The organism is Streptomyces sp. NPDC042102, assembly GCF_055582305.1.
This window is the reverse complement of record NZ_JBVJDL010000002.1, coordinates 503,087-521,305: the sequence shown is the minus strand read 5'-3', so window position 1 is coordinate 521,305 and position 18,219 is coordinate 503,087. Positions and strand designations below refer to the sequence as shown.

The following is an 18,219-nucleotide window of genomic DNA, read 5'->3' as shown; positions in this document are numbered from 1 at the left end:
CGGCCCGATGTGCCAGTGATCTACGACACTTTCCGGATTCCGTCCAGCACGCGGTCGACGAGCGCGTCCGTGAAGGCGTGGGTGAGCGGCGCGGTGCGCATCAGCCAGCGGTAGGTGAGCGGGCCCAGCAGCATCTCGACGGCCAGCCGCAGATCGGTGTCCTCGGCGAGCTGGCCGGCCTCGCGGGCCGTGCGCAGCCGCTCCTCGTACAGCGCGAGCTGCGGCTCCAGCAGCTTCTGGGTGAACTCCGCGCCGAGGGCGGGGTCGGTGGCGCCGGCCGCCGTCAGGGCGCGGGCCGGAGCCTCGTACTTCTCGTCGTTGAACTCGTCGACGGTCGCCCGCAGCACGCTCTTGAGGTCGGCGGCGAGGTCGCCGGTGTCGGGGAAGCCCTCCCAGTCGCCCTCCGCCTCGGCGTCGCCGGCCAGGGCGAGGGAGGCGTCGAGCAGGACGGCCGCCTTGGAGGGCCACCAGCGGTAGATGGTCTGCTTGCCGACGCCGGCGCGGGCGGCGATGGCCTCGATGGTCAGCTTGTTGTAGCCGACCTCGCCGACGAGGGTGAGTGCGGCGTCGAGGATCGCGCGGCGGGATCGGTCGCTGCGGCGGGAGGCGTCAGGGGTCTTCACCATGGGCTCACGGTACCAATGCGAGACGTCTCGTCTTCTGATGGTCGGATAAACCACCCGATCAGTTCACTGCGCGCTCACCCGTCGAGGAGAGACGATTCTGTGACTCTCATCCCGTGAGGAGCTTTCTTTGCGCAGAGACGCCACACCCCGGCGGTACCTGATGTGCCCACCCGCGCACTTCAAGGTCACCTACTCCATCAACCCGTGGATGGATCCCACGAAACCGGTGGACCTGCCCCTCGCACTCACCCAGTGGGAAGGCCTGAGGGACCGCTACCGGTCGCTCGGCCACACCGTCGAGGAACTCGAGCCCGATCCCGCCCTGCCGGACATGGTCTTCGCGGCCAACGGCGCCACCGTCATCGACGACCGGGTGCTCGTCGCCCGCTTCGCCTATCCGGAACGGGCGGCGGAGGCGGAGGCGCACGCGGACTGGTTCGTGGCGCACGGTTTCCGGGAGGTCCACCAGGCCTCCCACGTCAACGAGGGGGAGGGCGACTTCGCGGTCACCGCCACCTACCTCCTGGCCGGCCGGGGCTTCAGGTCCAGCCCGCTGTCGCACGACGAGGCGCAGGAGTTCTTCGGACGGCCGGTGATCGGGCTGGACCTGGTGGACCCGCGGTACTACCACCTGGACACGGCGCTGTGCGTGCTGGACGGCGACGAGATCATGTACTACCCGCCGGCCTTCTCGCCGGGCAGCCGGGCGGTCCTGGAACGGCTCTTCCCCGACGCGCTGCTGGCGGAGCCGGCGGACGCGGCGGCGCTGGGCCTGAACGCGGTGTCGGACGGCCTGCACGTGCTGGTGCCGCAGGCGGCGGTGGGGCTGTTCCCGCTGCTGCGGGAGCGGGGGTTCGAGCCGGTCGGGGTGGACCTGGGGGAGCTGTTGAAGGGGGGCGGCAGCGTGAAGTGCTGCACGCAGGAGCTCCGCCCGTCCTGACGGGGGCCGGCCCCCGTCGCCCACCGGCCACCCCGGCCGGCGGGGGCCGGGGGCCGCTGCCCCGGGCCCCGCGCCTCAATCGCCGGCGGGGCTGGATTGGGGGCCTGCGCCCCCGGCGCCTGCGCCTCAATCGCCGGCGGGGCTCAAGGATGCGGGGGCTCCGCCCCCGTACCCCTGCGCCTCAAACGCCGGCGGGGCTGGATTGGGCCCCCGCGCCTCGAACGCCGGCGGGGCTGGATTGGTGGGGCTGGGGGTTACTCGGCGGGCGGTGGGGGCCAGGGGGCGCCCCAGGGGGTGTCGCGGGCCGCTTTGTAGAGGTCGCCGTGGCGCTTGGTCACCGTCTCGCGGCTCAGGCCGTCGGGGCCGCACAGGTCCAGCAGGACCAGGCCCTTGCGGATCTGCGGCTTCCGCGTCACCCGGGACACCGCCGGCTCCGCCGGCATCCGCACCGCCGCCACGTAGCTGAACTTCTCGTCCTCGTACGCCAGCGACCCGCTCTTCACCTGCCGGTGCAGCGACGACCGGCTGACCCGCGCCGAGAAGTGGCACCAGTCCTCGCCCACCACGATCGGGCACGTCCCGTCGTGCGGGCACGGCGCCGCCACCCGCATCCCCGCCGCGATCAGCGCGTCCCGCGCCGCGCGGATGCGGAGGTAGCCCTCCGGGGTGCCCGGTTCGATGACGACCACCGCCTGCCCGGCCCGCGCCGCCTCCGCCACCACCGCCGCGCGCGCGGTCTCCGTCAGCTCGCCCAGGACGTACGAGACCGTCACCAGGTCCGCCTCCGGCAGCGCCAGCCCCGCCCCGATCACCGCGCGCCGCCACTGCGCCGCGCGCAGCACCGGGGAGCTGGAGGCGGCGGCGAGTTCGCGGCCCAGGGTCAGCGCCGGTTCCGCCCAGTCCAGGACGGTCGTCTCCCGCGGGCCCTCCCACGTGGCGTCGACCGCCCAGGTCGCCGCCCCCGTGCCGCCGCCGACGTCGACGTGCGACGCCGGGGACCACGCGGGCGCGGCGGTCGCGAGGGCGTCGAGTGCCGCCCGTACCGCCTCGAAGGTCGCCGGCATCCGGTACGCCGCGTACGCCGCCACGTCCGAGCGGTCGCGCAGGACCGGGGCGTCGGTGGGCGTACGGCCCCGGTAGTTGGCGATCAGCCGCTCGACGGCGGCCGCGGCCTGCTTCGGGGGCAGCCCGTCGAGCAGACCGGCCAGGGCGGCGCGCAGGGCATCAGCGGTGGGGGAGGCGTTCACCTGGGAATTTTACGGCGCCCCGGCCGCGGGGTCGGCCACCCCCTCGGCGGCCGCCATCGGCTCCCGCTCCCGCCCCGGCCGGCACAGTCCCACGAAGCAGGCCACCGACAGCAGCGAGCACACCAGCTGCACCACCGCCATCGGCACCGCCGTGTCCTCGCCCGCGATGCCGACCAGCGGCGAGGCCACCGCGCCGACCAGGAACGAGGAGGTGCCCAGCAGCGCGGAGGCGGAACCCGCCGCGTGCGGGGTGCGCATCAGGGCCTGCGCGTTGGTGTTCGGCAGGACCAGGCCCATCGCCGACATCAGGACGAACAGCGCGGCCGCCACCGGCACCAGCCCGACCGACCCGAACGCCCCGGCCGACATCATCAGCAGGGCCACGGACGCCGCCGTGATGACCGCGAGGCCCACGGCCAGCACCTTGTCCAGGCTGACCCGGCCCACCAGCAGCTTGCCGTTGATCTGGCCGACCGCGATCAGGCCGACCGAGTTGAGGCCGAAGAGCAGGCTGAACGCCTGCGGCGAGGCCCCGTAGATCTCCTGGACCACGAACGGCGAGGCGGAGATGTACGAGAAGAGCACCGCGAAGGCGAAGCCGCCGGCCAGGGTGTAGCCGGCGAAGGCCCGGTCGGCGAGCAGCCCGCGCATGGTGCGCAGCGCCGCGCCGACGCCGCCGGTCTGGCGCCGCTCGGGCGGGAGCGTCTCGCCGAGCCCGCGCCACGCCAGCAGGGTCAGGAGCGCGCCGACGCCGGTGAGGACGAGGAAGACCCCGCGCCAGTCGGAGAAGCGGAGCACCTGGCCGCCGATGAGCGGGGCGACGATGGGCGCGCTGCCGGATATCAGCATCAGGGTGGAGAAGAACCGGGCCATTTCGACGCCGTCGTAGAGATCGCGTACGACGGCCCGCGCGATGACGATGGCGGCGGCGCCGGCCAGGCCCTGGAGCAGCCGGAAGGCGATGAGCAGCTCGGCGCTGGGCGCGAGCGCGCAGACGGCGGTGGCCAGGACGTACACGACCATGCCGATGAGGAGCGGGCGCCTGCGGCCCCACTTGTCGCTCATCGGGCCGATCACCAGCTGCCCCAGGGCCATGCCGGCGAGGCAGGCGGTGAGCGTCAGCTGGATGGTGGCGGCCGGGCTGGACAGATCGGTGGTGACCTCCGGCAGGGCCGGGAGGTACATGTCCATGGACAGCGGCGGGAGGGCGGTCAGTCCGCCCAGGATGAAGGTGACGAGCAGACCGGTCCGGCGGGCGGCCGGGCCGGTCTTCTCAGGGGGTGTGACGGCGGGTATCGCGGGGGTGGCGGCCCGGGTGGGGCCGTCGCCTCTTTCCGGCATGGGAGCTCCAGTCCTCTGATCGCACAATCGCACCCCTGACCGACCCATGTTCTCAGCAATCGGAACGTCCCGGGCTCCCCGCCGTCGCTGCCGTAGCCTGCGGCCTCATGAACGCACGCGGGAAGAAGATCGCTGTTGTCACCGGAGCGGGCTCCGGGATCGGCCGTTCCGTCGCGCTCGCGCTGGCCGGCGCGGGCTGGGCCGTTGCGGTGGCCGGCCGGCGGCAGGAGCCGCTGGAGGCCACGGCGGCCGCGGCGGCCGAGGCCTGCGGCCCCGGCGCGGACGTCCTGCCGGTGCGGGCGGACGTCAGCGACCCGGCGGACGTGGCCGGGCTCTTCGCGGCGGTGCGCGACCGGTACGGGCGCCTGGACCTGCTGTTCAACAACGCCGGTACGTTCGGGCCCGGCGGCGTGGCGCTGGAGGACCTCACGTACGAGGCGTGGAAGCAGGTCGTGGACGTGAACCTGACCGGCTCGTTCCTGTGCGCGCAGGCGGCGTTCCGCCAGATGAAGGAACAGGACCCGCAGGGCGGCCGGATCATCAACAACGGCTCGATCTCGGCGCACGTGCCGCGGCCGAACTCGGTGGCGTACACGGCGACGAAGCACGCGATGACGGGCCTGACGAAGTCCCTGTCGCTGGACGGCCGGCCGTACCGGATCGCGTGCGGCCAGATCGACATCGGCAACGCGGCGACGGAGATGACCGAGCGGATGCAGACGGGCATCCTGCAGCCGAACGGTCAGCTGGCGGTCGAGCCGGTGATGGACGCGGCGGACGTGGCGCGGACGGTGCTGCACATGGCGGAGCTGCCGCTGGAGGCGAACGTGCAGTTCGCGACGGTGATGGCGACGACGATGCCGTACATCGGGCGGGGCTGAGCCGGGCAGGGCCGAGCCGGGCCGTGCTGAGCCGGACGGGCCGGGAATGCCGGGCCAGGGGGGCGGGTTGAGGTGATCATGACTGAGATTCTTCGCTACACCGCATTCTCCGCCGACCCCGCGGGCGGGAACCCCGCCGGTGTGGTCCTCGACGCGTCGGGGCTGGACGAGGCCGGGATGCTCGCCGTCGCCGCCGGGCTCGGCTACAGCGAGACCGCGTTCCTGACCGCGCCGCCCGCCGGACTCGGGGCGCCGGAGGGCCGCGGGTTCACCGTGCGCTACTTCAGCCCCAAGGCGGAGGTGCCGTTCTGCGGGCACGCCACCGTCGCCACGGCGGTGGCGCTCGCCGAGCGGATCGGCCCCGGCGAGCTGGTGTTCGCCACGCCCGCCGGCACGGTCCCGGTGTCCGTCACCGTCCCCGTCGCCGGGACCGACGGGGACGGGACCGACGGGGGCGGGGGCCTGCGGGCCACCCTCACCAGCGTCGAGCCGTACGTCGAGGAGGTCGGTGCCGACGACCTCGCCGAGGCGCTGGCCGCGCTGGGCTGGCCGGAGGCCGACCTGGATCCGGAGCTCGCGCCCCGGATCGCGTACGCCGGGGCCCGGCACCTGGTGCTCGGCGCCGCGACCCGGGCCCGGCTGGCCGATCTCGCCTACGACTTCGCGCGGCTGGAGGCGCTGATGCGCCGCCTGGACCTGACCACGCTCCAGCTGGTGTACCGGGCGGGCCGTGACGTCTTCCACGTCCGCGACCCGTTCCCGGTCGGCGGGGTCGTCGAGGACCCGGCCACCGGGGCGGCGGCCGCCGCGTTCGGGGCGTACGCGCGCGAGCTGGACCTGGTTCCGGCGGACGCCGTCCTGACCCTGCACCAGGGCGAGGACATGGGACGCCCGGGCGTCCTGACGGTCGAACTGCGCGCCGGTGACCCGCGGGTCCGGGTCGGCGGCGCGGGCGCCCGGATCGTATGAGGGACCGGGTGGGAAGGGGACGGGCGGCGTGCGGATCCTGAGCTTCGCGGAGGCCGACGTACCGGCGGGCCTGGCCGCGCAGGTGGCGGCCCTGGAGGACGAGGCCTGGCCCGGGGCCACCCCGGGCCACGACCCGGCGCTGGCGCCGCGCGCCCTGCTGCTCGTCGGCGACGACGGCACGGTGGCCGCGTCCCTGGCGCTGCTGTTCAAGGAGATCCGGCACGCGGGGCGGACCTACCGGGCGGCCGGGCTGAGCGCGGTCGTGACGCGGCGGGCGCTGCGCGGGCGGGGGTACGGGGCACGGCTGGTGGCGGCGGCGCGGCGGGAGCTGCGCGGCGTACCCGGTCTGGACGTGGTGCTGTTCAGCTGCGACCGGCCGCTCGCCGGCCTGTACGAGAGCGCCGGGTTCACCGTGCTGCCCGGGACCGTGCTGGTCGGGGGGACCCCGGACGATCCGCTGGCCACGGACGGCCCCGGCTTCGACAAGGTGGTCCTGGCCGACTTCCCGGGCGCCGCCGCCGACCCCACGGCCTTCACGGCCACCCGGATCCCCCTCCACCCGGGCCGGGTGGACCGCCTCTGGTGACGGCGGCCCCGGCCGGCCGGGCGACCACCACCTGACCCTCCTGCCCGCCGGGCGAGAGGGTCAGGGGGTGGTCGAGGAGGCGCCGGGTCCGGGTACGGCGGTACGCACCGGGACCACCAGCGGCACCCCCGTGCGGGGGTGCCCGAACACCTCGACCGGCTGCCGGTAGACCCGGCTCAGCAGCTCGTCGCGGAAGACCTCCGCGGGCGGACCGTCGGCGGCGATCCGCCCCTCGTGCAGGACGGCGGCGCGGTCCGCGTACGCGGCGGCCAGGCCCAGATCGTGCAGGACGACCACCACCGCGTCGCCGGCCGCGGCGCGTTCCCGGCAGATCCGCAGGACCAGCTCCTGGTGGCGCAGGTCCAGCGCCGCCGTCGGCTCGTCCAGCAGCAGCAGGGGCGCCCGCTGCGCCAGGACGCGGGCCAGTGCCACCCGGGCCCGTTCGCCGCCGGAGAGCGCCGAGAAGGGCCGGGCCGCGAACGCGGTGACCTCGGTGGCGGCCATCGCGGCGGCCACCGCGTCGTCGTCGGCGTCGGCCGGCGCGGTGCCCGCGTACGGCGCGCGGCCCATCCGTACGACGTCCTCGACCGGGAAGGGGAAGGACAGCTCGGCGGACTGGGGCAGGACGGAGCGGCGCAGCGCCAGGTCCGGGGCGGGCCACTCGGTCACCGGGCGCCCGTCGATGCGTACGGTGCCGCGGGCGGCGGGCAGATCGGCGGCCAGCGCCGCCAGCAGGGTGGACTTCCCCGCCCCGTTGGGGCCGACCAGGGCCAGCACCTCACCGGAGCGCGCGGTCAGTTCGATGCCGCGCAGCACCTCGCGCCCGCCGAGGCGTACGTGCAGGCCGCTGACCTCGGCGACGGTCGCGCCGGGGGCGGGGCGGGCGGGCAGGTCGCGCCGGGCGCGCCCGAACAGCGTGCGCAGCGGCGTCCCGGGCGTGCGGCTCATGCCCAGCCTCCCTGCTTGCGGCGGGTCCGGCGCAGCAGCCAGAAGAAGAACGGGCTGCCGATCAGGGCGGTCAGGACACCCAGGGGCAGCTCGGCGGGCTGGGCGACGGTACGGGCGGCCAGGTCGCCGGCGACCAGGACCACGGCCCCGGCGAGCGCGCTGCCGGGGACCAGGAACCGGTGGCCGGGACCGTTGGCCATGCGCAGCAGGTGCGGGACGAGCAGTCCGACGAAGGTGATGACGCCGGCCACGGCGACGGCGGCCGCCGTCAGCAGCGCGACGAGCAGGATGAGGCGGACGCGCAACCGCTCGACGTTCACCCCGAGATGGCGGGCGGGGCGCTCGCCGAGCGCGAGCAGGTCCAGCTTGCGGGCGTACAGCGGGGCCAGCAGCAGGCCGGCCAGCGCGCAGGGCAGCACGGCGAGCACCTTGGGCCAGGTGGCCTGGGCGAGCGAGCCGAGCTGCCAGAAGGTGATCTGGTTGACCTGGCCGCTGTCGGCGAAGAAGACGAACAGCCCGATGAGGGCGCCCGCGAAGGCGTTGACGGCGATGCCGGTGAGGATGAGGGTGACGACCTCGGTCCGCCCTCCGCTGCGCGAGAGCAGGTAGACGGAGCCGACCGTGAACAGGCCCGCGACGAACGCGCAGAACGCGATCGTCCAGTTGCCGAGGAAGCTGAGGCCGAGGCCGATGGCGGCGACCGCGCCGACGGCGGCGCCCGCCGAGATCCCGATGACGCCCGGCTCGGCCAGCGGATTGCCGAACACGCCCTGCATCAGCGCGCCGGCGCAGCCCAGGCTCGATCCGACGAGCAGCGCCAGGACCACGCGCGGCAGCCGCACGTTCCACAGCACGCTCTCACCGACCCGGTCCAGCGGCGCGCCGCCCAGTCCGATCCGGTGCTGTACGGAGGCCAGGACGTCGCCGAGGGGGATGCGGTAGGCGCCGAGGCCGGCCGAGACCAGGGCCAGGACCACCAGCGTGACGACGAGTGCGGCGCCGAGCACGAGGCCGCCGCGGCGGGCCGTACGGGCGGGCGGTGCCCCGTGCTTCGGCGGCGGGGTGTCGGAGGCCGGCTGGGTGTCGGAGGGCGCCGGGGTGCCGGAGGGCGCCGGGGCCGACGGGTCGTCGGTGGGCGAGAGTGCGGTCACGGGTCAGGCCTTGCCGTAGAGCTGGTTGATCAGGGAGGTGAGGACCTCGTCCGTGCGGGGGCCGTAGTTGAGCAGGACCCCGTCGTCCACGGTGACCACGCGCCGGTCCATGCCCGCGGGGGTCTGCGCGACGCCCGGGATCTTGACCAGTCCGTCGACGCCGCCGACGGACTCCAGGCCCTTGGACATGACGAGGATCGCGTCGGGCGCGGCCGCCGCCAGCGCCTCGCTCGTGATCGGGGTGAAGTCCTTGGCCAGGCCCGACTCCTTGCCCGCGTCGACCGCGCCCGCCGCCTCCAGCAGGGAGGCCGCGCCCGAGTCGGCGCCGCCGAGCAGATAGACGGAGGCCGTGCCGCGCAGGTAGAGGAAGGCCACCCGGGGCTTCTTGGCGGAGTCGGCCGGAATGTCCTTGCGGGCGGCGCCGATCCGGTCGGCGGTGCGCTGCTTGAGCGCCTCGCCCGCGTCCTTGACGCCGAGGCCCGCCGCGACCGCGTCGATGCGCCGGGGCACGTCGTCCAGCGACTTGGCCGGGGGCACGACCAGGACCGGGATGCCGGCGTCGCGGATCTGCTGCACGGCCTCGGCCGGGCCGGTCGTGGTCTCGGCGACGACGAGGGTGGGCCGCAGGGACAGCACGCTCTCGGCGGAGACGTCGTGTGCTCGTGTCACCACCGGCAGAGCGGCGGCCTGTTCGAACGTGGTGGTGATGTCCCGGGCGACGGCCTTCCCGCCGAGGCCCAGGGTGTACACGATCTCGCTCAGGCTGCCCGACAGCGGGATGATCCGTTCCGCCGACTCCACGGTGACCTGTACGCCGTCCGCCGAGGACACCGTGGCCGGCAGCGCCGGCACGGGCGCCGTCGCGGCCAGTGGCTCCACCCGGTCCGGGGCCCCGGCGGCCGCGGGGGCCTTGGGGGTGTCCGTGCTCCCGCAGCCCGTCACGGCCGGCGCCAGCGCGAGCGCCAGGGCGAGCAGCGCGACGGCGCGACGGGGGAAACGGGGTGAGGCGGCGGGCGTAGGCACGAAGGCACCGTCCTGTCGTCCGGCTGAAGGTTCTGGGTACCGGGGGCTTGCCAAACCCGGCCGGAGGTAGCTTAGGTTAGCCTAACCTCAGTTGCTAGACCTTGGAGGGGACATTCATGTCCGCACGACCCGCCCGCGCGTTCGCCGTTGCTCTGCTGGCGGCCCTGCTGGGAGCGCTTCTGCTGCCAGCCGCCGCCGCCGAGGCCGCGAGCCGCACCGTGCAGGGCGGCCGTCTCGACTGGGGCATCAAATCGTCTTTCCAGAGTTATGTCACGGGTCCCATCTCGAAAGGCGGTTTCCAGCTGAAGAACGGGGCCGCCACCGCGGGCGGCAGCCTGTTCCGTTTCCACTCGGCGAAGGGCTCCTACGACCCCGACACCGGTGAGTTCACCGCCGCCTTCACCGGCGGCGTCCGCTTCACCGGCCACGCCAGGCCCGACGGCGGCCTCGACCTGGACATGACGGTCAGCAACCCCACCGTGCGGATCTCCGGTGGCAGCGGCACCCTCCACGTGGACGTCACCAGCAAGGCCAAGGACACCGGCGCGGTCAGCAGCCAGTCCCAGGTGGCCTTCGCCACGCTCGGCCTCGGCGGCATCAACATGAAGGGCGGCGGCAGCCCGCTCGCCCTCACCAACGTCCCGGCCACCCTCACCGAGCAGGGCGCCAAGTCCTTCGCCGGCTACTACGGCGCCGGCACCGCGCTCGACCCCGTCTCGCTCTCCGCCGACGTCCTGGCCGCCGCGCAGCCCACCGCCCCCGCCGCGCAGAGCCCGGGCGCACAGCCGAGCGCGCAGCCGAGTGCCACCGGCGCGGTCGCGCCGGGCGCGTTCGCCGACGCCGCCGTCGACTGGGGTGTGCGCCGTACCTTCCGCGAGTACGTCAGCGGCTCCGTCGGCCAGGGCAAATGGACCCTCGCCGAGGGCGCCCAGGACGGCGGCGCGCTGTTCCGCTTCCCGCAGGGCAAGGGCACGTACGACGGCCAGAAGGGCACCCTTGACGCCGCGTTCGCCGGCAGTGTCCGCTTCACCGGCGCCCACCTCGACCTCACCCTCGGCAAGGTGACCGTCAGGATCGAGAACGGCAAGGGAACCCTGTCCGCCGACGTCACCAGCGCCGGCCAGACCCAGAACGCCGTCCCGCTCGCCGAGTTCGACGCCAAGGGCCTGAAGACCGAAGGCAAGCTGGCCACCCTCACCGAGGCGCCGGCCACCCTCACCGAGGGCGGCTCCAAGGCCTTCAACTCCCTGTACAAGGCCGGCACCGAGATGGACCCCGTCACCCTCGCGGTCGCCCTCGACGCCTCCGCCCAGCTGCCCGCCCTGCCGAACCTCGGTTCCACCGCCGCCGTGCCGTCGCCCACGCCGTCGGGCACCGCCGCCGCGGAGCCGCCCGCGCGAGCGGCGTCCGCCGAGGCGTCCTCGCGGACCGGCCTCTACCCGTCCCTGGCCGCGGCCGCCCTGGTCCTGGCCCTCGCCGCCGGCTTCCTCGTCCTGCGCAGGCGCCGCGCCGCGGCCGCCACCGCGGGCGACACCACCGGCGCCACCACCGGCGACACCGCACCCACCGCGGGCGCCCCCGACGCCGGTTCCGCCCCGCAGGACTGATCCACCCCCGACCCCCGTGCAGGAGACCTCTGTCATGTCGTTCCACCGCCGATCGCTCGCGCTCGCCGCCGCCACCCTGACCGCGGCCGCGCTGGGCGCGAGCGCCCTGATGCTCCCCGCCTCCGCTGCGGAGCCCGCCGGGGCCGCCAAGGCCGGGCAGGCCGGGCAGGCCGCACCGGCCGCCGGCGCGCCCACCGCGCCCCTGAGGGTCATAGGCGGCACCCTCGACTGGGGTCTGCTGAAGGACTACCGGGACTACGTGACGGACAGGGCGCACGGCGCGATCACGGTTGGCGACGGCGCGAAGCGGAACGCCGACGGCACCTTCCAGTTCGGCGCGCCCACCGGCCAGTACGACCCCCGCGAGAACCGGCACACCACCACCGCCGCCTTCCAGGGCAGCGTCACCTTCAGCTCGCCCGCCCCGCCGGCCGGTCACGGGTTCACGGTCAAGCTCTCCGACTTCCGTATCGACAGCGGGACCGGGAAGCTCACCGCCGACGTCACCAAGGGGGAGGCCACCACGCAGGACGTGCCGCTCGCCGACGTCGCCTTCAAGGGCAGGGACATGACCGGCCTGGCGACCAAGCTGACCAAGGAAGCCGCCGACCAGCTCGGCTCGCAGCGCTACAACGGCCTGGCCGGCGACACGCTGACCGCGAAGCTGCAGTTCGAGGAGCCGGCCCCCGGGCCGACGGCCACCCCCTCGAACACCTCCTCCCCCGCGCCGACCCCGAGCACCACCGCGAGCGCCACGGCGACGCAGGCGCCGAACGGCGACGTGCAGAAGATCCTCTCCGGCCGGCTCACCTGGGGCTTCAAGGAGTCCTTCCGCGGCTACGTCCTCGGCGCGGGCGGCAGCGTCACCCCGGCCGGCGGCGCCGCCAAGAACGGCTCGACGTTCGACTTCGCCCTCGGCAAGGGCGAACTGGAGGCCAGGGCCAAGAAGCTCGACGCCGCGTTCGCCGGCAGCCTGCGCTTCCAGTACGCCGCGCACGGCATCGACATCACCCTCGCCAACCCCCGGGTCAAGGCCGCCGGCGCGTCCGGCACCCTGTACCTCGACGTGACCAACGCCGCCGGCGCCAAGACCGCCGTGCCGTTCGCCACGCTCGACCTCTCGCGCACCGACTACCGCACGGCCAAGGGCGTGCTGGCCCTCGACAGCGTGCCGGCCGTCTTCACCGCCGAGGGTGCGGCCGCCTTCGACAGTCCCCAGGGCAACATGTACAGGGCGGGCATGCCGATGGACGCCCTCGTCCTGTCCGTGGCCGTCGACAAGGACGCCGTCCTGCCGAGCGCCACCCCCACCGCGACCGCGACCGCGACCGCCACCACCCCGGCCGGCGGCACGGCGGGCGGCGGCGGCAGCGTGGGCGGCGGCACGGCCGGCGGCGGCAGCGCGGGTGGCAACCTCGCGGCCACCGGCTCCGAAGTCCCGGCCGCCACCCTGCTCCTGGCCTCCGGCACGATCGTCGCGGCCGGTGCGGGCGCGGTGTTCCTCGCGCGCAGGCGGCGGGCCACCACCTCCGACTGACGCGTGGCCATCTGACGCGTGGCCATCCGACGCGTGCTTCAATGCCCGCGTGAACGATCTCGACGTGCTCAGGGTCTTCTGCGCGGGCGACGGGAGCCACGGCAACCTGCTGGGTGTCGTACGCGACGGCCGGACCTGCCCGGACGACGCCTCCCGCCAGGCGCTGGTGGCCGAACTCGGCTACAGCGAGGTGGTGTTCGTCGACGACCCCGAGCGCGGGGTCGTCGACATCCGCACGCCCGGCACCCGGCCGGCCTTCGCCGGGCACCCGCTGGTCGGGGTGGCCTGGCTGCTGGACGTCGAGGAGCTGAACCCGCCCGCGGGCGCCGTATGGACGCGCGACGACGGGGAGTTCACCTGGATCACGGCGCGGGCCGACTGGGTCGAGGGCAAGCGCACCGTGCGGTACGCGAGCCCCGCCGAGGTGGACGCGCTGCCCGCCCCGCCGCCCGGCGAGGGCTGGCTGTACGCGTGGGCCTGGGAGGACGAGACCGCGGGCCGGGTCCGGGCCCGCGGTTTTCCGCGCCGCCCGGACGGGGTGATCGCCGAGGACGAGGCCACCGGCTCGGCGGCGCTGCTGCTGACCGCCCAGCTGGACCGGGCGCTGAACATCACCCAGGGCGCGGGCTCGCAGATCCTGACCGCCCCCGGCCCCGACGGCACCATCGAGATCGGCGGCCGCGTCCGCTTCGCACCGGCCGCGGACGGCGTGCCGCGCCCCCGGCGCTAGGCGTACGACCAGGGCGCGGAAACGTTCCCGGGGGGTGTCCGGCGGTGCTCCGCCGGACACCCCCCAGGGGGTCGCAGGGTTACCGGCGGCTCACGCGCTCAGCGGGAACTGCTCGCCCAGCTCGCGGAAGACCGCGCCGTTGAAGTCGAACGCGCGCTTGCACTCGTCGATGATCCGCTGCTTCTCCAGGTCGTCCGCCGCGATGGCGTCGAGGAGTTCGCGGTAGGTCCGCTTGAAGGCCGCCGGGTTGGAGATCTGCTCGAAGACGTAGAACCGCACGCCGTCGCCCTTGCGCTCGAAGCCCCAGGTCCGCTCCGCCTTGTCGCGGATGATCTGGCCGCCGGAGAGGTCGCCCAGGTACCGGGTGTAGTGGTGGGCCACGTACCCGCCCGGCCAGGTGGCGGCGCACTCGGCGACGCGCGCGGCGTACGCCTCGGTGGCGGGCAGGGCCACCAGCGTCTCGCGCCAGGCGGGGCCGCGCAGGTGCGCGAGGTCGCGCTCGATCTCGGTCAGTCGCATCAGCTCGGGCCGTATGAACGGGCCCGCGACCGGGTCGTCCCGCAGGGACGCGGCGGCGTCCTCCAGGGCCCGGTAGACGAACCACAGCTGCTCGGTGTAGCGCGCGAACGCGTCCACCCCGAGCCGGCCGCCGAGCAGGTCGCTCATGAACGTCGACGTCTCGGCCTCGGTGTGCTGCTCGTGCGAGGCGACGCGGATGACCGTGGAGAAGGCGTCCAAGACGGACCTCCGTAGGGATGCGGGGAACCGGGCGTGGCGGCAGCGCGCCGCCCCACCCGATCCTCTTACTTAGGCTTGCCTAAGTCAATGTGTTCCCGACGGCCTGTCGGTAAAACCTACGGGAGCGTGAGAATGTCGGCCCCGGTGTCGGTCACCACCAGTGTGTGCTCGAACTGCGCGGTCCGCTTGCGGTCCTTCGTGACGACGGTCCAGCCGTCCGCCCACATGTCGTACTCGTGCGTGCCCAGCGTCAGCATCGGCTCGATCGTGAAGGTCATGCCGGGCTCGATGACCGTGGTCGCGTGCGGGCTGTCGTAGTGCGGGATGATCAGGCCGGAGTGGAAGGACGAATTGATGCCGTGCCCGGTGAAGTCCCGGACCACGCCGTAACCGAAGCGCTTCGCGTACGACTCGATGACCCGGCCGATGACGTTGATCTGGCGGCCCGGCTTGACGGCCTTGATGGCCCGGTTCAGCGCCTCGCGGGTGCGCTCCACCAGCAGCCGCGACTCCTCGTCCACGTCGCCGCACAGGTAGGTGGCGTTGTTGTCGCCGTGCACGCCGCCGATGTAGGCGGTGACGTCCAGGTTCACGATGTCGCCGTCGCGCAGCACCGTGGAGTCCGGGATGCCGTGGCAGATGACCTCGTTGACCGACGAGCACAGCGACTTGGGGAAGCCCCGGTAGCCCAGCGTCGAGGGGTAGGCGCCGTGGTCGCACATGTACTCGTGGGCGACCTTGTCGAGCGCGTCCGTGGTCACCCCGGGCTCGATCAGCTTGGCGGCCTCCGCCATCGCCTGCGCGGCGATGCGGCCGGCGGCGCGCATCGCCGCGACGGTCTCGGGCGACTGCACCTCCGGTCCGGTGTACGGCTTGGGCCCGGGCCTGCCCACGTACTCGGGGCGACGGATGTTGCCGGGGACGGAACGGGCGGGAGAGAGCTCGCCGGGTACGAGCAGCGACTGGCCAGACATGCATGCGAGTGTATCCAGCGGGGATCGGGCAGCATGGCGGCAGCGGAAGGAGCACGCGATGGCCCTGTTCAAGAAGCGCCAGGTCGGCAAGCCGGGCGAGTGGTACTACTGCCTCGTCCACCAGAAGGTCGAGGAAGGGCCGGAATGCCCGGCCAAGGACCGCTTCGGCCCGTACGGGACGCCGGAGGAGGCGGAGCACGCCATGCAGACCGCGCAGGAGCGGAACCTGGAGTGGCAGACCGACCCCAGGTGGAACGACAGGAACGACGCGAACGGCGCGGACGGCGCCGAGGAGCCCGGGGGAACCGCGACGCCCTGAGGTCCCGGCAGCAGTGTGCGCTACCAGCGGCTGGGCGGCGGGGCCGTCAGCTGGTCGGCCAGCCGCGCCAGCCGGTCCCGGAACCGGCGCGGGGCCCGCTGCGCCGGCAGGCCGTTCTCCCCGGCCGCCGCGCTCACCAGGTGCTGCACCGTGTCCAGGTCCATCCCGTCCCCGTCCCCGTCCTCGTCCGCCGGCACGGACAGCGCGTCGTGCGCGAGCGCGCCGAGCTCCTCGTCGCCGCCGTCCAGGGACAGGACGGTCGCCCCCGCCCGGCGGGCGTCGTACACCCGCTCCAGCAATCCCGCGCCGGGCCGCTCCGGCGCCACCACCAGCAGCGTGTGCCCGCGCCGGGCCGTCGCCAGCCGGCCCAGCCCCACCGACAGGTGCGGCGGCTCGCCCGGCAGCACCCGGTGCCGCACCAGGGTCGGCGCCAGCTCCGGCCGCCCCGACCAGGCGGCCTCGTCCACCAGGTGCGCGGCCAGGTGCCAGGGCTCGTAGCCCTCGGTGCCCACCAGCAGCAGCCGCCCCCCGGCCGGCGCGACCGAGCGGCGCAGCGAGCCCGCGAAACGGCGGGCGGCGCCGGGCCACTGCGTCCCGGCGAGGACCTCGCGCAGCAGCGCGACTCTGACCGCGTCCATGGCCGCATCCTGCCGCACGGCCGGCCGGACCGCGTGCGGTTGCCACCGCCTCACCCGTTCGGCCTTGCGCTACCCGGCAGTACGCTCGCCCCCATGACCTCCACTGAGAACAGCAAGCCCGCGGCCCGCGACCCGTGGGAGCTGCCCGACGTCTCCGGCCTCGTGGTCGGCGTCCTGGGCGGTACCGGGGACCAGGGCCGGGGCCTGGCCTACCGGCTGGCCCGCGCCGGCCAGAAGGTGATCATCGGCTCGCGCGTCGCCGAGCGGGCGCGGACCGCCGCCGACGAGCTGGGCCTGGGCATCGAGGGCGCCGACAACGCCGAGTGCGCCCGCCGCAGCGACATCGTGATCGTCGCGGTGCCGTGGGACGGCCACGCCAAGACCCTGGAGTCCCTCCGCGAGGAGCTCGCGGGCAAGCTGGTCGTCGACTGCGTCAACCCGCTCGGCTTCGACAAGCAGGGCGCGTACGCCCTCAAGCCCGAGGAGGGCAGCGCCGCCCAGCAGGCGGCCGCCCTGCTCCCCGACTCGCGCGTCACGGCCGCCTTCCACCACCTGTCGGCCGTCCTCCTCCAGGACGAGTCCATCGAGGAGATCGACACCGACGTGATGGTCCTCGGCGAGGTCCGCGCCGACACCGACCTCGTCCAGGCCCTGGCCGCCCGTATCCCCGGCATGCGCGGCGTCTTCGCCGGCCGCCTCCGCAACGCCCACCAGGTCGAGTCCCTGGTCGCCAACCTGATCTCGGTCAACCGCCGCTACAAGGCCCACGCGGGCCTGCGCGTGACGGACGTCTGACCCGCCCCGCCGGTCACCCGCTCCCGGCGGGTGGCCGGGGAGCCGCCGCGGACCGGCCCGGCGCATGGGGGACACTGGAGGAGCTCGACCCGTTCCGTGCCCCCGAGGAGCCCGCCCCCATGCCCCGCCTTGCCGTGTTCGCCCTTGTCGTCTGCGCCCTCGCCGTGGCCGCAGCAGTCGTCGCCTTCGTGCGGGGCGACTTCATCGGGATCGTCTGGGTGCTGCTGGCCGGCCTGACCTCCAACATGGCCTGGTTCTACATCCGCCGGGCCAAGGCGCAGAAGGCTTCCGGGGTCAGCCGCTGACCTCGCACAGGCCGCCGGCCCCGCTCCAGAAGGTGTAGAGCTCGCGGCCGCAGTACGACTCCAGCTCGCTGACGCCGAGCGCGGCCAGGATGTCGTGCACCACGCCGAAGAAGAACTGGTTGACGGCCGGGATCCACAGCAGGCCGAAGACGATGAGCAGCCCGACCGGCGCGAGGGGCGCCAGCTCGCGGCGCAGCTTGTACGACAGCCAGGGCTCGATGACGCCGTAGCCGTCGAGCCCGGGGACGGGCACGAAGTTCAGGATCGCCGCCGAGACCTGGAGCAGCGCGAGGAACGCGAGCGCGAAGCGGAACGGCACGGGGACGCCGTCGAGGGCGTCGAGCCAGAACGGGGCGGTGCAGATCACGGCGAACGCGACGTTCGTCAGCGGCCCCGCCGCCGAGATCAGGCTGTGCTGCCAGCGCTTGGTGATCCGGTCGCGCTCGATGTACACGGCCCCGCCCGGCAGGCCGATGCCGCCGAAGATCATGAACAGCACCGGCAGGACGATGCTGAGCAGCGCGTGCGTGTACGTGAGCGGGTTGAGGGTGAGGTAGCCCCGGTCCTCGACGCTGAGGTCGCCGCTGTGCAGGGCGGTGCGCGCGTGCGCGTATTCGTGCAGGCACAGCGACACCACCCAGGCGGAGGTGACGAACAGGAACACCGCGAGCCCGGTGCTGGTGGAGTACCCCGTCCACACCGCCCACCCGGTCACGGCCATCACGGCGACGATGCCGATGAACACCGAACTGATCCGCCGCTCCCCGCGGCCCCTCTGCGCACCCATGCGGCGAAACCTACCGCTGTTCCGGTGGCCCGCCGCGGCCGCCCCCACCACGGCCCCCACCACGGGGCCCGGCCACG

Annotated in this window: 20 protein-coding genes; 10 read left to right on the top strand and 10 right to left on the bottom strand. The window is 74.2% G+C overall.

The features are described 5' to 3' along the window. Positions 1-20 precede the first annotated feature (20 nt). The gene (locus tag ACZ6KO_RS10375) at positions 21-626 is read right to left on the bottom strand and encodes a TetR/AcrR family transcriptional regulator (protein ID WP_469302642.1); all 606 of its coding nucleotides are present in this window, start codon (positions 624-626) and stop codon (positions 21-23) included. 127 nt (positions 627-753) lie between these two features. Between ACZ6KO_RS10375 and ddaH the strand changes: the two genes are divergently transcribed. Continuing rightward, positions 754-1,566 (top strand): dimethylargininase, encoded by an 813-nt coding sequence (gene ddaH, locus ACZ6KO_RS10370; RefSeq protein WP_469302640.1) that lies wholly within the window; start codon positions 754-756, stop codon positions 1,564-1,566. A gap of 254 nt (positions 1,567-1,820) precedes the next feature. On the opposite strand, the gene ACZ6KO_RS10365 is transcribed toward ddaH, so the two are convergent. Beyond that, on the bottom strand, positions 1,821-2,813 hold the full coding sequence (locus ACZ6KO_RS10365) for a small ribosomal subunit Rsm22 family protein (protein ID WP_469302638.1): 993 nt from the start codon (positions 2,811-2,813) through the stop codon (positions 1,821-1,823). Positions 2,814-2,822: 9 nt separating this feature from the next. Beyond that, positions 2,823-4,154 carry a Bcr/CflA family multidrug efflux MFS transporter gene (locus tag ACZ6KO_RS10360; protein ID WP_469302635.1) on the bottom strand — a complete coding sequence of 444 codons (1,332 nt, stop codon included), beginning with the start codon at positions 4,152-4,154 and terminating at the stop codon, positions 2,823-2,825. Between the two features lie 107 nt (positions 4,155-4,261). Here ACZ6KO_RS10360 and ACZ6KO_RS10355 point away from each other — a divergent pair, with 107 nt between their 5' ends. From ACZ6KO_RS10355 to ACZ6KO_RS10345, 3 genes are all read left to right on the top strand, one after another. Further along, a complete protein-coding gene (locus ACZ6KO_RS10355) occupies positions 4,262-5,035 on the top strand; it encodes an SDR family oxidoreductase (RefSeq protein WP_469302633.1) in 774 nt (257 codons plus the stop codon). A 78-nt stretch (positions 5,036-5,113) separates the two neighbouring features. Then, the gene (locus tag ACZ6KO_RS10350) at positions 5,114-6,004 is read left to right on the top strand and encodes a PhzF family phenazine biosynthesis protein (RefSeq protein ID WP_469302631.1); all 891 of its coding nucleotides are present in this window, start codon (positions 5,114-5,116) and stop codon (positions 6,002-6,004) included. A 28-nt stretch (positions 6,005-6,032) separates the two neighbouring features. After that, the gene (locus ACZ6KO_RS10345; protein WP_469302629.1) at positions 6,033-6,590 is read left to right on the top strand and encodes a GNAT family N-acetyltransferase; all 558 of its coding nucleotides are present in this window, start codon (positions 6,033-6,035) and stop codon (positions 6,588-6,590) included. A gap of 60 nt (positions 6,591-6,650) precedes the next feature. Here ACZ6KO_RS10345 and ACZ6KO_RS10340 read toward each other — a convergent pair whose 3' ends face one another. The 3 genes from ACZ6KO_RS10340 to ACZ6KO_RS10330 are packed head-to-tail and all read right to left on the bottom strand — an operon-like array spanning position 6,651 to position 9,712. Beyond that, complete coding sequence (locus ACZ6KO_RS10340; RefSeq protein WP_469302627.1) at positions 6,651-7,538, bottom strand: heme ABC transporter ATP-binding protein; 888 nt, start codon at positions 7,536-7,538, stop codon at positions 6,651-6,653. Further along, positions 7,535-8,689: a FecCD family ABC transporter permease gene (locus ACZ6KO_RS10335; protein ID WP_469302625.1), complete on the bottom strand. Its 1,155-nt coding sequence runs from the start codon at positions 8,687-8,689 to the stop codon at positions 7,535-7,537. The genes ACZ6KO_RS10340 and ACZ6KO_RS10335 overlap by 4 nt, the downstream gene beginning before the upstream one ends. 3 nt (positions 8,690-8,692) lie before the next feature. Continuing rightward, positions 8,693-9,712, bottom strand: a complete 1,020-nt coding sequence (locus ACZ6KO_RS10330) for a heme/hemin ABC transporter substrate-binding protein (RefSeq protein ID WP_469302623.1) — start codon at positions 9,710-9,712, stop codon at positions 8,693-8,695. A 116-nt stretch (positions 9,713-9,828) separates the two neighbouring features. On the opposite strand from ACZ6KO_RS10330, the gene ACZ6KO_RS10325 reads away from it, so the two are divergent. The 3 genes from ACZ6KO_RS10325 to ACZ6KO_RS10315 are packed head-to-tail and all read left to right on the top strand — an operon-like array spanning position 9,829 to position 13,586. Next, positions 9,829-11,319, top strand: a complete 1,491-nt coding sequence (locus ACZ6KO_RS10325; RefSeq protein ID WP_469302621.1) for an HtaA domain-containing protein — start codon at positions 9,829-9,831, stop codon at positions 11,317-11,319. Positions 11,320-11,353: 34 nt separating this feature from the next. Continuing rightward, positions 11,354-12,856 (top strand): HtaA domain-containing protein, encoded by a 1,503-nt coding sequence (locus ACZ6KO_RS10320; RefSeq protein ID WP_469302619.1) that lies wholly within the window; start codon positions 11,354-11,356, stop codon positions 12,854-12,856. Between the two features lie 49 nt (positions 12,857-12,905). Further along, positions 12,906-13,586 carry a PhzF family phenazine biosynthesis protein gene (locus ACZ6KO_RS10315; RefSeq protein ID WP_469302616.1) on the top strand — a complete coding sequence of 227 codons (681 nt, stop codon included), beginning with the start codon at positions 12,906-12,908 and terminating at the stop codon, positions 13,584-13,586. 90 nt (positions 13,587-13,676) lie between these two features. On the opposite strand, the gene ACZ6KO_RS10310 is transcribed toward ACZ6KO_RS10315, so the two are convergent. Both ACZ6KO_RS10310 and map read right to left on the bottom strand, forming a co-directional pair. Then, a complete protein-coding gene (locus tag ACZ6KO_RS10310; protein WP_469302614.1) occupies positions 13,677-14,324 on the bottom strand; it encodes a biliverdin-producing heme oxygenase in 648 nt (215 codons plus the stop codon). 116 nt (positions 14,325-14,440) lie between these two features. After that, a complete protein-coding gene (map, locus tag ACZ6KO_RS10305) occupies positions 14,441-15,298 on the bottom strand; it encodes a type I methionyl aminopeptidase (RefSeq protein ID WP_469302612.1) in 858 nt (285 codons plus the stop codon). A 58-nt stretch (positions 15,299-15,356) separates the two neighbouring features. Between map and ACZ6KO_RS10300 the strand changes: the two genes are divergently transcribed. Further along, positions 15,357-15,617, top strand: a complete 261-nt coding sequence (locus tag ACZ6KO_RS10300) for a hypothetical protein (RefSeq protein WP_469302610.1) — start codon at positions 15,357-15,359, stop codon at positions 15,615-15,617. A gap of 20 nt (positions 15,618-15,637) precedes the next feature. Here ACZ6KO_RS10300 and ACZ6KO_RS10295 read toward each other — a convergent pair whose 3' ends face one another. Beyond that, the gene (locus ACZ6KO_RS10295; protein WP_469302607.1) at positions 15,638-16,255 is read right to left on the bottom strand and encodes a hypothetical protein; all 618 of its coding nucleotides are present in this window, start codon (positions 16,253-16,255) and stop codon (positions 15,638-15,640) included. A 93-nt stretch (positions 16,256-16,348) separates the two neighbouring features. On the opposite strand from ACZ6KO_RS10295, the gene npdG reads away from it, so the two are divergent. Beyond that, positions 16,349-17,050, top strand: a complete 702-nt coding sequence (npdG, locus tag ACZ6KO_RS10290) for an NADPH-dependent F420 reductase (RefSeq protein WP_469302605.1) — start codon at positions 16,349-16,351, stop codon at positions 17,048-17,050. A 119-nt stretch (positions 17,051-17,169) separates the two neighbouring features. Continuing rightward, positions 17,170-17,355 (top strand): hypothetical protein, encoded by a 186-nt coding sequence (locus ACZ6KO_RS10285; RefSeq protein ID WP_469302603.1) that lies wholly within the window; start codon positions 17,170-17,172, stop codon positions 17,353-17,355. Here ACZ6KO_RS10285 and ACZ6KO_RS10280 read toward each other — a convergent pair. Then, the gene (locus ACZ6KO_RS10280; protein ID WP_469302601.1) at positions 17,345-18,142 is read right to left on the bottom strand and encodes a site-2 protease family protein; all 798 of its coding nucleotides are present in this window, start codon (positions 18,140-18,142) and stop codon (positions 17,345-17,347) included. The two genes, ACZ6KO_RS10285 and ACZ6KO_RS10280, sit on opposite strands and share 11 nt — an antisense overlap. Positions 18,143-18,219: the final 77 nt, after the last annotated feature.